At 69.7% G+C, this 10798-nt stretch carries 14 protein-coding genes; 7 read left to right on the top strand and 7 right to left on the bottom strand.

Annotated features, from left to right (window positions below):
* A partial coding sequence (acnA, locus tag ACLL81_RS08985) for an aconitate hydratase AcnA (protein WP_411288003.1) occupies positions 1-2172 on the bottom strand: 2172 nt, incomplete at its 3' end.
* A gap of 198 nt (positions 2173-2370) precedes the next feature.
* Here acnA and ccmA point away from each other — a divergent pair.
* Genes ccmA through ACLL81_RS08970 form a run of 3 tightly spaced genes read left to right on the top strand, consistent with a single transcriptional unit; the run spans position 2371 to position 4178 of the window.
* A complete protein-coding gene (gene ccmA / locus ACLL81_RS08980; protein ID WP_411288002.1) occupies positions 2371-2973 on the top strand; it encodes a heme ABC exporter ATP-binding protein CcmA in 603 nt (200 codons plus the stop codon).
* On the top strand, positions 2970-3635 hold the full coding sequence (gene ccmB / locus ACLL81_RS08975) for a heme exporter protein CcmB (RefSeq protein ID WP_411288001.1): 666 nt from the start codon (positions 2970-2972) through the stop codon (positions 3633-3635). The genes ccmA and ccmB overlap by 4 nt, the downstream gene beginning before the upstream one ends.
* 60 nt (positions 3636-3695) lie before the next feature.
* Positions 3696-4178: a Spy/CpxP family protein refolding chaperone gene (locus tag ACLL81_RS08970; RefSeq protein ID WP_411288000.1), complete on the top strand. Its 483-nt coding sequence runs from the start codon at positions 3696-3698 to the stop codon at positions 4176-4178.
* Positions 4179-4337: 159 nt separating this feature from the next.
* On the opposite strand, the gene ACLL81_RS08965 is transcribed toward ACLL81_RS08970, so the two are convergent.
* On the bottom strand, positions 4338-5150 hold the full coding sequence (locus ACLL81_RS08965; RefSeq protein WP_411287999.1) for a Stf0 family sulfotransferase: 813 nt from the start codon (positions 5148-5150) through the stop codon (positions 4338-4340).
* Between the two features lie 191 nt (positions 5151-5341).
* Between ACLL81_RS08965 and ccmC the strand changes: the two genes are divergently transcribed.
* From ccmC to ACLL81_RS08945, 4 genes are all read left to right on the top strand, one after another.
* On the top strand, positions 5342-6070 hold the full coding sequence (gene ccmC / locus ACLL81_RS08960) for a heme ABC transporter permease CcmC (protein ID WP_411287998.1): 729 nt from the start codon (positions 5342-5344) through the stop codon (positions 6068-6070).
* Positions 6067-6210, top strand: a complete 144-nt coding sequence (ccmD, locus tag ACLL81_RS08955; RefSeq protein WP_411287997.1) for a heme exporter protein CcmD — start codon at positions 6067-6069, stop codon at positions 6208-6210. The genes ccmC and ccmD overlap by 4 nt, the downstream gene beginning before the upstream one ends.
* Positions 6207-6734, top strand: a complete 528-nt coding sequence (locus tag ACLL81_RS08950) for a DsbE family thiol:disulfide interchange protein (RefSeq protein ID WP_411287996.1) — start codon at positions 6207-6209, stop codon at positions 6732-6734. The genes ccmD and ACLL81_RS08950 overlap by 4 nt, the downstream gene beginning before the upstream one ends.
* A 405-nt stretch (positions 6735-7139) precedes the next feature.
* Complete coding sequence (locus ACLL81_RS08945) at positions 7140-7346, top strand: hypothetical protein (protein ID WP_411287995.1); 207 nt, start codon at positions 7140-7142, stop codon at positions 7344-7346.
* Here the strand turns inward: ACLL81_RS08945 and ACLL81_RS08940 are convergent.
* The 5 genes from ACLL81_RS08940 to ACLL81_RS08920 form a co-directional block, all read right to left on the bottom strand.
* Entirely contained in the window at positions 7343-7909 is a 567-nt protein-coding gene (locus ACLL81_RS08940; RefSeq protein WP_411287994.1) for a MarR family winged helix-turn-helix transcriptional regulator, read from the bottom strand. The genes ACLL81_RS08945 and ACLL81_RS08940 overlap by 4 nt on opposite strands.
* A gap of 108 nt (positions 7910-8017) precedes the next feature.
* Positions 8018-8596, bottom strand: a complete 579-nt coding sequence (locus tag ACLL81_RS08935) for an inner membrane-spanning protein YciB (RefSeq protein ID WP_411287993.1) — start codon at positions 8594-8596, stop codon at positions 8018-8020.
* The gene (gene ftsY / locus ACLL81_RS08930) at positions 8593-9537 is read right to left on the bottom strand and encodes a signal recognition particle-docking protein FtsY (protein ID WP_411287992.1); all 945 of its coding nucleotides are present in this window, start codon (positions 9535-9537) and stop codon (positions 8593-8595) included. The genes ACLL81_RS08935 and ftsY overlap by 4 nt, the downstream gene beginning before the upstream one ends.
* Positions 9538-9667: 130 nt before the next feature.
* Positions 9668-10024 carry a GFA family protein gene (locus tag ACLL81_RS08925; RefSeq protein ID WP_411287991.1) on the bottom strand — a complete coding sequence of 119 codons (357 nt, stop codon included), beginning with the start codon at positions 10022-10024 and terminating at the stop codon, positions 9668-9670.
* A gap of 82 nt (positions 10025-10106) precedes the next feature.
* A partial coding sequence (locus ACLL81_RS08920; RefSeq protein ID WP_411287990.1) for a radical SAM protein occupies positions 10107-10798 on the bottom strand: 692 nt, incomplete at its 5' end.

The raw sequence follows: 10798 nt of genomic DNA, 5'->3' as shown, positions 1-10798 counted from the left end.
GGCGAAGGTGCCGCGCATCATGATCTCGTGGTTTCCGCGGCGGGCGCCGTACTGGTTGAACTCCGTGGTGGGAACCTGGCGTTCACGCAGATAGACCCCGGCCGGCGAGGTGGCCTTGATGGAGCCGGCCGGCGAGATGTGGTCGGTGGTGATGGAATCGCCGAACACGCCCAGGACGCGGGCCTCGACGATGTCGGTCACCGCCTTGGGCTCCATCTGCATGTCCTGGAAGTAGGGCGGGTTCTGCACATAGGTGGAGCCCGTGTCCCAGGCGTAGGTCTGGCCGCCGGCCACCTTGATGCCTTGCCAGGCCTTGTCGCCCTTGAAGACGTCGGCGTAACGGGTGGCGAACATCTTGTTGGTGACGTGCTTGCGCTGCAGGGCGGCGACCTCGGCCGAGGTCGGCCAAATGTCCTTCAGATAGACCGGCTTACCGTCCTTGCCGTCGCCCAGGGAGGCGGTGGCCACGTCGATCTGCATGGAGCCCGCCAGGGCATAGGCCACCACCAGGGGCGGCGAGGCCAGATAGTTGGCGCGCACGTCGGGGTTCACCCGGCCCTCGAAGTTGCGGTTGCCGGAGAGCACGCTGACGGCCACCAGATCGCCCTTCTGCACCGCGTCGGAGATCGGTTCTGGCAGGGGCCCGGAGTTGCCGATGCAGGTGGTGCAGCCGTAGCCCACCAGGTTGAAGCCAAGCGCGTCCAGGTGCTTGGTCAGGCCAGCGGCCTTCAAGTAGTCGGTTACCACCTGGGAGCCTGGCGCCAGCGAGGTCTTCACCCAGGGCTTCACCTTAAGGCCCTTCTCCACCGCCTTCTTGGCCACCAGGCCAGCGGCGATCATGACGCTGGGGTTGGACGTGTTGGTGCACGAGGTGATCGCCGCGATGACCACGTCGCCGTGGCCCACATCGAAGGTCTCGCCCTCGACCTTGATCCGCGTGGCCGCATCATCGGCCTTGCCGAAGTCGCCGGTGAGCGCGGTCATGAACTCGGTGGCGGCGCTGTTCAGCAGCACCCGGTCCTGCGGACGCTTGGGCCCGGCCAGGGACGGCAGCACGCCGGCCAGGTCGAGCTCCAGGGTGTCGGTGAACACTGGGTCCGGATCGGTGGGCTCGCGCCAGATGCCCTGTTCCCTGGAATAGGCTTCCACCAGGGCGATCCGGGCCGGGTCGCGGCCGGTGGCGGTGAGGTAGTCGATGGTGGATTGGGTCACCGGGAAGAAGCCGCAGGTGGCGCCATACTCCGGGGCCATGTTGGCGATGGTCGCCTGGTCCTCAAGGGTCAGGTTCGCCAGGCCGGGGCCGTAGAACTCCACGAACTTGCCGACCACGCCCTTCTTGCGCAGCATCTGGGTGACAGTGAGCACCAGGTCGGTGGCGGTGGCGCCTTCCTGCAGGGCCCCGTCCAGGCGGAAGCCGATGACCTCGGGGATCAGCATCGGGATCGGCTGGCCCAGCATGGCCGCCTCGGCCTCGATGCCGCCGACGCCCCAGCCCAGTACGGCCAGGCCATTGACCATGGTGGTGTGGCTGTCGGTGCCGACCACGGTGTCGGGATAGGCGGTGGGGGCGCCGTCCTCATCCAGGGTCCAGACGGTCTGGGCCAGGTACTCCAGGTTCACCTGGTGGCAGATACCGGTGCCGGGGGGCACCACGCGGAAATTGTTGAAGGCCGAGGAGCCCCAGCGCAGGAAGCGATAACGCTCCATGTTGCGCTGGTACTCGCGATCGACATTGTCGCCGAACGCCTTGGCGGTGCCGAAGTAGTCGACCATCACCGAATGGTCGATGACCAGGTCGACGGGGGTCAGCGGATTGATCTTCTCCGGGTTGGCGCCCAGGCTGGTCATGGCGTCGCGCATGGCGGCCAGATCGACCACCGCGGGAACACCCGTGAAGTCCTGCATCAGCACGCGGGCCGGGCGGAAGCTGATCTCGTGCTCGACGGAGCCCTTGTTCTGCACCCAGGCGGCGACGGCGCGCAGATCGTCCTGGCCCACCGACAGGCCATCCTCGTTGCGCAGCAGGTTCTCGAGCAGCACCTTCATGGAAATGGGCAGCCTGGAGACGCCGGAAAGTCCCGCTTCCTCGGCGGCGCGAAGGCTGTAGTAAGCATAGGTCTTGTCACCCACCACGAGTTCGCGGCGGGTTCTCAGGCTGTCGATTGACGCCATTTGGGAGATCCTCTCTCTGTTCCTGGCCCCCTCACGTCCACCCAAGGGATCGCGCGCTTTTGAAGCCGGACACACAGCGTCCGTCCCCGCGCGGCGTACGTCCCGGAAGGCGACGGCGGCCGCGGGCTTCATAGCCTTGAGCGCCCGGCGCGTCCATGCGGCGCCACAGTCAAGCTTCGCCGCACGCCGGATCGTCCGTTGATCGGCGCCCTGGCGTTGCGGGACCTGGCCGTGCGGCGGGGCGGGAGGCTGTTATTTTCCGGGCTGTCGCTGGAGCTGGCCGCGGGCCAGGCCTGCGCGCTGACCGGGGCCAACGGGGCGGGCAAGACCAGCCTGCTTCGCGCTGTGGCGGGACTGGTGCGCACCGAGGCCGGCGAGATCGCCTTCGGCGCCGCCGAGCCCGCTGACGCGCGCGCCGAGGGGCTGCACTTCATCGGCCATCAAGATGGGCTGAAGCCGGCCCGCACCGGGCGCGAGGAACTGCACTTCTGGAGCCGCTGGAGCGGGGGCGGGGAGGTCTATCTGGAGACTGCGGCGCGCCGGTTCGACCTGGCCGGCCTGCTGGACCTGGAGATCCGCCGGCTGTCGGCGGGGCAGCGGCGCAGGCTGGCGCTCGCCCGGCTGATCGCCGCGCCCCGGCCGCTGTGGCTGCTGGACGAGCCGCTGAGCCCGCTGGACGCGGGCTGGCGCCAACGCTTCGGCGCGATTATGGGCGAGCACCTGGCCGGCGGCGGCCTGATCCTGGCGGCGGTGCACGATCCCCTCCCGATCGCGGCCCTGGGCCTGGAGATCGCGGCGTGAGCCGGCTCTCGGCGTTGCTGGCCCGGGAGACGGCCCTGGCCTGGGGCCGCGGCGGCGGACCGCTGGTCAGCGTCGGGTTCTATGTGGGCGTCGCCACCCTGCTGCCCCTGGCCATCGGGCCGGAGACGCAGCGGCTGGCGTCGATCGCGCCCGGGGCCGCCTGGGTGGCGTTGGCGCTGGCCAGTCTGTTGTCGCTCGATCGGCTGTTCGAGCGGGACTACGAGGACGGGGCGCTCGATCTGCTGACCCTGTCGCCCGTGCCGCTGGAGCTGACCTGCGCGGTCAAGTGCCTGGGTCAATGGCTGGCGGCCGGCGCGCCCCTGGCGCTGGCTGCGCCGGTGGCGGCGATCGGCCTGGGCGCCGCCCCCGCATTGGCGCCGCTGATCCTGGCTTGCGCCCTGGTGGGGGGGCTCGCCTTCGCCTTCACCGGTGGGATCGGCGCGGCGCTCAGCCTGGGCGCCCGGCGCGGCGGCCTGCTGACCGCGGTGATCGTGCTGCCGCTGTTCGTGCCGCCGGTGATCTTCGGGGGCGGGGCTCTGGACGCCTTCGCCTCCGGCCTGCCCTGGCGCCCGGCGTTAGCGCTGCTCTGCGCCTACGCCGCCGCGGCGGTGGCGCTGGGGCCCCTGGCCATGGCCGCGGCCTGCCGCAATGCGCTCTCCTGACCCGCGACGGAAAGCTTCGCCGCACACGTTGAAGGCTCCGGGGGCGACATGGAGCTTAAGATGAAACTCGCCATATTCGCCTGCGCCAGCCTGCTGGCTCTCACCGCCGCCGGCTCCAGCGTCGCCCAGCCCGCGCCGCCGCGCGACGGCCCCCGCATGGAACGGCCCGATCCCGCCGCCCACGCCGAACGCCGCGCCGAGCACCTGCGCGCCGCCCTGCAGCTTCGCCCCGACCAGGAGCCGGCGCTCAGGGCCTACCTCGACACCCTGGGCCGGCCCGAAGGCATGCACCCCGAGATGCGGGGCGCTCGCCAGGCCGCCCAGATGATGACCACGCCCCAGCGCCTGGAGCGCCAGCGCGCGCGGATGGCGGAACGGCAGGCCCGCTTCGAGCGGCACGCCGCCGGCACGCTGCGCTTCTACGGGGCGTTGAGCCCGACCCAACAGCGGGCTTTCGACGCCATGCGCCCCGGCAGGGGCGGCGGCCACGGCGAGATGATGCGTGGCGGCCACGGCCCGATGAAGAACGCACCGCCGCGCTGACATTACCAAAGCTTCACGCGAGGCGCCCGTCCGCGGGCGCCTTTTCGCCCTTATTCGCCAGGACCCTGCCAGCCCAGCCTTAGCTGACCGGAGGATGGCGATGTCACGGCGTACACGCAGGGTTCTGGCAGGCGCGGCCTTCGCCTTCCATGCGGCAGGTCAGGCGGCGACAACCAGCCCGCGGTAGTCGCTCCAGAAGGCCACGAAGTCGGGGCGGTCCTCACGGAACCGCTGGGCCCAGAGCTGCGCCGTGGGCGTCCCCTGGCGGGTGACCGCGTCGGAGGGGGGCGGGTCACGGTCAAGCGGCACCCCCAGGATCTGGGCGATGGCCGCCACCGCCGGGTCGGGGTCGCGGCTGATGTCCTCGTAAGCCAGCTGCAGACTGGGCGCTCCGCTCTGCTCGATGAACTGGAGCCACAGGTACTCCTGATTGAGCATGCTGCGGCAGTTCTCCTCGATGGCGGCGGCCTCATAGGTCAGGGCGGCGTGAAGATCGGCGATCGGGTGGGTGGAAACGTCGCGCGAGTGCCAGATCTGGGTGGCCACGGCCAGGGTCTGGGAGACGGCCTGAGCCACGAAGTCCTCGCGGTAGAGATAGGCCACCAGGTCCGGCGGGCTGACCAGGCTCTGCAGGATGCCCAGGTTCCTGGCCACCCCGAAGCGCCACCAGTCGGTCTTCAGGCCGAACACGCCCTCCGGCGAGGCGAAGTTGGCGCCCACATAGGCTTCGAAGTCCGCGAGGTTCGGGCTCGGGAAGAGCGCCTCGAACTGGCTGATGTAGCTCTCGTTGAAGAACTCCATCGGGAAGCCGAGATTCGCATGGTCTGCGATCCGCGAGCAGAGAAAGTGCGAGCCGGCGCGGCCGGTGGTGGCGATCAGATAGCGCTTCGCTAAGGGCCTGGAGTCCCGCAAGGAGGCGAAGAAGGGGCTTGAGGGGCGCCCGGACAGTTTGGCTGATAGTCGAGCTAACATGCCGCACAACCGTAGCCCGCCAGGAAATACCCAGCAAGCTGGTGAGGCCGCCTAGAGACACTACCCAAAGCTGTACGCATAAAACCTACCCCATCGCGCTCTCACGTAGGGCCCGTCCTATTCCGGCGGTCAAGCTTATTGCGGCGTGGCGGGCGCTTGCGGGGCGACCTGCCTGGCGCTACCCCTCGCAGATGATCCCGGCGCCCGCGTTCCTGACCAACCCTGAACGGTTCATGGCCTTCTCGCGATGGGCCGCTCCATTGTTCGGGGTGATCGCCGCGGGCCTGGCGCTGGCCGGACTGTGGCTGGGGTTCACCGCGCCGGAGGACTACCAGCAGGGGATGACCGTGCGGATCATGTTCATCCATGTGCCCGCCGCCCAGATCAGCATGTTCGCCTACCTGTGCCTGGGGGTGGCGAGCTTCCTGGCGCTGGTGTTCCGCCACGCCCTGGCCGACGCCGCCGCCCAGGCCGCAGCGCCCCTGGGGGCGGCCTTCACCTTCCTGGCCCTGGCGACCGGCTCGCTCTGGGGCCGGCCCATGTGGGGGGCATGGTGGGTATGGGACGCCCGGCTGACCTCGGTGCTGGTGCTGTTCATGTTCTACATCGCCTACATGGCGCTCAGGGCCTCCCTGGACGACGAGGCCAAGGCGGCGCGGGCCTCGGCGATTCTGGCCCTGGTGGGCCTCGTGAACCTGCCGATCGTCCACTACAGCGTCGAGTGGTGGAACTCCCTGCACCAGGGCTCCTCGATCTTCGCCAAGGGCGGGCCGGCCATGCCCGCGGTGTTCTTGACGCCGCTTCTACTGATGAGCCTGGCCTACCTCGCCGCCTTTGGGTCGCTGTGGCTGGTCAGGATCCGCGGTGAGGTGTGGCGCCGGCGGGCGGAGTCGGCGTCCCTGCGGGTGGCGCGGGCATGAGCGTCTTCGACATCCCCTACGCGGCCTATATCTGGCCGGCCTTCGGCGTCACCGCCGCGGTGTTCACCGGCATGATCGGCTTTTCGCTGAACCACGCGCGGCGCTGGAAGCGCCGGGCCGAGGACCTGGGACGGCGATGAGCCGCTGGCTGGCTGTCCTGCCGCTGGTCGTCCTGCTGGCGCTCGGCGCCCTGTTCGGCTTCTACGCCCTGAAGCGCAATCCGCAGGTACAGCCGCAGGCGATGGTGGGCAAGCCCGTGCCCAACCTCTCCCTGCCCGACCTGCAGCAGGGCCGCCCGGTCCCGTTGCGCGAGATGGCGGCGGAGGGGCCGGTGCTGGTCAATTTCTTCGCCTCGTGGTGCGCGCCCTGCGAGATCGAGCACCCGGTGCTGATGGCGCTGAAAGCCCGCCAGGTGCGGATCGTCGGCATCGCCTACAAGGACGCTCCGCAGAACACCCAGGGCTTCCTTGACCGGCTGGGCGACCCGTTCGCCGAGGCCCTGGTGGATCGCGATGGGCGCGCCGGAGTGGAGTTCGGGGTGACCGGGGTGCCGGAGACCTTCCTGGTTGGGCAGGACGGCGTCGTCCAGGCCAAGCACACAGGACCGCTGACGCCAAAAGACGCCGAGCGTCTGGTGGCGGGCCTGGCGTTAACGCCGCGTTGAGCCGCCCGCCGCTAGGACTGGTTCGCCCACGTTAACCATGTCGCCGCCCGAGTTCCGCCTTGACCGCTGTTCGTCCGCCGATCTTCCCGCCAAGTCCCGCCGCGCCCCAGACCGCGCGGCCTGACCCCGCCCGGCTGGCAGCCCAGCGGGCCTTCTTCGAGGCGGCCCTGGGCGCGGCGCCCACTGCCTCAGTGAGCACGGCGGCTCCGAGCCCGCAACGAATTCCCCAGCCCGGCGCCGAGCCGCCACCCAGGATAGTGCGGCCCGGATCCCTGCTCGACATACGAGTCTAGGCGCCCAGGCGCCGCTTTGCGCCAAGCCTCTGCCGCAATTAACTTTCCGGCATCGGAACAGGCCCGCGCCCTGCGGGTTCTGCATCTGTTGAGAGTGTGACGTGGCGTTCCGATGACTGCACGAGAAGAACAGATCTACCGAGAGGCTGCGGCCCTGTGGCGCGCGCTCTACGGCGAGCCGCCGCCTGCCCAGGCCGACGGAGCGACGATGCTCGACATCATCGTGACCCGTGGACTGCCGGAGACCGCTTACGACCGGCTGACCACGCCGTTCCTGCGGCCGGCAGCAATCCACTATCCGAAACATAAGCGCACCTAGGCGGCTGTCTTCGGCTTCTTTTTCTTCTTTTTGCCTTCGGCCTTCGCTGGCTTGTCGAGCTTGGCCTTCTTCTTGTCCGGCTTGGCGAGCGGCGGCTGGGCCGCGGCCTCGCCGGCGCGGATGAGGTCGCGCAGCAGGTCCACAAAGGCCTCGCGACGCCCGCCCCCGGAAAGATGCTTCAAGAGGCGGCCATCGGCGGCGGCCATCTTCGGCTTCGCCGCGGCGAGGGCAGCCGCGCCGGCTTCGGTCAGGCGCACGGCGTTGGCGCGGCCGTCACTGGCGGAGCGTTCGCGCGCCAGGAGCCCCTTGGCGATCATCCGCGCGGCCATGTCGGCCAGCGTCGAGCGATCGATGCCGGTGATCCGCACCAGGTCGGTCTGGGTGGCGCCCTCGTGGGCGGCGGCGGCGGCCAGGACGGCGAACTGGCGCTGGGTGATGGCGGCGGGGCCGAACTCAGCAGCGTAGAGATCGAGTGCCAGTTGCAGCGCCCGATGCAGCAGGTGGCTGGGCGAGCGGTCCAGGGCGGCGACGCCCAGCTTGCTCGAGGTCTTGCTCTTGGACATCGGAGGACGGCCTTCCCGGGGGCTGGTCTGGCGGCGGCACATACCATCGTTTTGCGACGGTTCGACGACGGAAGGTCAGTGGGCGGTGCAAACCGCCGGGACCGGACCCTAAACCGTGGGCGGCGGCGGAAGCTCCTCCGCCTTGGCGTAGCGCATCAGGAACGGCAGTTGGGTGGCGGTGAAGGCGATGGTCAGCAGCATCAGGCCGGGGAAGCGGAACCAGGCCCACACCAGGGTGCTCTGGGTGCGCCACACCGCCTCGTTGAGCGCGGCGCTGAACACGAAGAAGGCGGCATAGCGAACCGTCAGCGAAACCCAGGCGCGGTCGGGCATGTGCAACGACCCGGACAGCAGCGCCTTGAGCGGATGCTTCTTCATCGCCAGGCCACCCAGCAGGAAGGCGGCGAAGCCCAGGTTCACCACCGTGGGTTTGATCATGATGAACCGCTCATCCTTGAAGATCAGAGTCAGCCCGCCGAACAGCAGGGCCGCGAGACCCGCCACCAGAGGCATGGGCGCCAGCCGCTTCTCCACCGCGAAGCCGAGGATCAGGGCCAGCACCGAGCCCGCCACCAGCGCGCCGGTCGCCTTGATGGGATCCCGCGTCGCGATCATGGTCGCCAGGAAGGCCAGCGGCCCGCCGAAATCCACCGCCCCGCGCACCCAGGGCCGCATCTTGTCAGTCATCGCGAGAGCTCCGTGAGGCCGACCAGGGACCGGGCGAAGGCCCGCGCGTCGAAGGGCTGGAGGTCCTCGATCCCCTCACCCACGCCGATCAGCTTGATCGGACTGTCCGAGGCCTGGGCGACCGGCACCAGGACGCCGCCGCGGGCCGTGCCGTCGAGTTTGGTCATGACGATGCCGGAGACGCCGATCTGGTTGCCGAAGATGTTCTCCTGGGCCAGCGCGTTGCGGCCGACGGTGGCGTCCAGCACCAGCAGCGTCTCGTGCGGCGCGTCCGGATCGAGCTTCTTCATCACCCGGATGATCTTGTGCAGTTCGTCCATCAGCCCCTGCTTGTTCTGCAGCCGGCCGGCTGTGTCGATCAACACCACGTCGTAGCCTTCCGCCTTGGCCCGCTCCAGGGCATCGAACGCCAGACCCGCGGCGTCGGATCCGGCGGGCCGCGACACAAAGTCGGCCCGGGCCCGATCCGCCCACACCGCGAGCTGTTCGACGGCCGCGGCGCGGAAGGTGTCGCCGGCCACGATCAGGACCTTGGCGCCGCGCCCGGTGAGGTCGGCGGCGATCTTGCCCAAGGTCGTGGTCTTGCCCGATCCGTTCACCCCGATGAACAGCACCACGTAGGGCCTGGGCCCCGCGAGCGGCTCGAAGGCGCCCGCGCGGGCGGCCAGTTCATCGCCGATGGCGACGGAAAGCGCCTCGCGGATTTCGGCCTCGTCCACGTCCTTGCCGAACTTTTCGTCGGCGAAGCGCCGGGTGATGCGGGCCGCCGACTGCGGCCCGAGGTCGGCCTCGATCAGCATCTCTTCCAGTTCGTCGAGCTTGGCCTGGGTAAGCGGCTCCTTGGCCACAAAGGCCGTGGTGATCTGCTCTCCCAGCTGCTTCGACGAGCGCGACAGGCCGTCGGTGAGCCGCTGGAGCCAGCCGCGTTTCGGTTCGGTCATGGGGGGCTTCTAGCGGCAGGTTTGCACGCCGTCACCTGCGACCGCAGGGTGGCGGCGTAGGCGGCGGGACCCTGCGCGACCTGCTGATCAGCGCCGAAGCCGGCATCCGATTTCGGCCGTCACGCTTTCGTCAGGTGTCGTGGTCTGGGTGTTGGTAGGAGACCCGGTCAGCCTGATAGGCCGCGATCTTTGGCTCCTCGGGCTCCCGCATCGGCAAGTCGCCGAGGTCGTCGATCCAGGGCATGCGGCGCGGGCTGCCCAACTGGCCCGTTGGCGGGATGGCGGCGGGGTCGTCGAAGGCGCCGATGGCCAGTCCTGTCTGACCCACCACCTGCTTGAAGGTGAGCGGCGTGCCGCAGGCGTTGCAGAACCCGCGGCTCACCTTGTTGGAGCTTTGGAAGTGCGCCGGGGCGCCGCGGGTCCAGGTTAAGTCGACCGCCTTAACGGTGACGAACGGGCCGTAGAAGCCCCCGTCGCCTTCTGGCACATCCGGCAGTGGCAGACGCTGGCCGGGCCTAGGGCCTCGGCGCGAAACCGCACCGCGCCGCACTGGCAACCTCCGCTGAAACTCATGCCGCTTCCAGAATCTCCACGGACGCCAGCGCCCGCTTGTTGTCATGCGCCGTGACCCGCAGGTCGATCAGGCCGCCCACGGGCGCCTCGCCGGTGAAGACGACCTCGGTGAAATCGGCGGCGCGGGCCAGGCCCGGCCGCTCCACCAGGGCCGACAGGGTGCGCCCTACCTGCCGCTGAAGGTGCCGCACCAGCGCCGCGTCGCCGGCGGCGCGCAGGCGCGCGGCGCGGGCCTTGACCACGTCGCGGGGCGCCTGCGGCATCCGCGCGGCGGGCGTGCCAGGGCGCGGGCTGAACGGGAAGACGTGCAGGAAGGAAAGGCCCGCCTCTTCCACCAGGTCCAGGGTGTTCTGGAACATGGCCTCGGTCTCGGTGGGGAAACCCGCGATCAGGTCGGCGCCGAAGGCGGTGTCGGGGCGGACGGCGCGCACCTCGGCGACCAGCTTCAGGGCGGCGGCGCGGCTGTGGCGGCGCTTCATGCGCTTGAGGATCATGTCGTCGCCGGCCTGCAAGGACAGGTGCAGGTAGGGCGCCAGCCGGGGTTCCTCGGCCAGGCAGCGCATCAAGTCTGGATCGATCTCGGCGGCATCGATGGAGGAGAGTCTAAGGCGCGGCAACTCTGGGACCAGCTTAAGGATCCGCGCCACCAGCTGGCCAAGGGTCGGCTGCCCGGGCAGGTCCGAGCCCC

This window comes from Phenylobacterium sp. (assembly GCF_046590535.1).
In the GTDB taxonomy this organism is placed as follows: domain Bacteria; phylum Pseudomonadota; class Alphaproteobacteria; order Caulobacterales; family Caulobacteraceae; genus Phenylobacterium.
This window is presented reverse-complemented; position numbering and strand designations above follow the sequence as displayed.

Excerpts from the sequence above, each read along its gene's own strand:
- ACLL81_RS08970 (WP_411288000.1), top strand. The coding sequence starts at position 3,696 with ATGAAACTCGCCATATTCGCCTGCGCCAGCCTGCTGGCTCTCACCGCC.
- ACLL81_RS08965 (WP_411287999.1), bottom strand. The coding sequence starts at position 5,150 with ATGTTAGCTCGACTATCAGCCAAACTGTCCGGGCGCCCCTCAAGCCCC.
- ccmC (WP_411287998.1), top strand. The coding sequence starts at position 5,342 with ATGATCCCGGCGCCCGCGTTCCTGACCAACCCTGAACGGTTCATGGCC.
- ccmD (WP_411287997.1), top strand. The coding sequence starts at position 6,067 with ATGAGCGTCTTCGACATCCCCTACGCGGCCTATATCTGGCCGGCCTTC.
- ACLL81_RS08950 (WP_411287996.1), top strand. The coding sequence starts at position 6,207 with ATGAGCCGCTGGCTGGCTGTCCTGCCGCTGGTCGTCCTGCTGGCGCTC.
- ACLL81_RS08945 (WP_411287995.1), top strand. The coding sequence starts at position 7,140 with ATGACTGCACGAGAAGAACAGATCTACCGAGAGGCTGCGGCCCTGTGG.
- ACLL81_RS08940 (WP_411287994.1), bottom strand. The coding sequence starts at position 7,909 with ATGTCCAAGAGCAAGACCTCGAGCAAGCTGGGCGTCGCCGCCCTGGAC.
- ACLL81_RS08935 (WP_411287993.1), bottom strand. The coding sequence starts at position 8,596 with ATGACTGACAAGATGCGGCCCTGGGTGCGCGGGGCGGTGGATTTCGGC.
- ftsY (WP_411287992.1), bottom strand. The coding sequence starts at position 9,537 with ATGACCGAACCGAAACGCGGCTGGCTCCAGCGGCTCACCGACGGCCTG.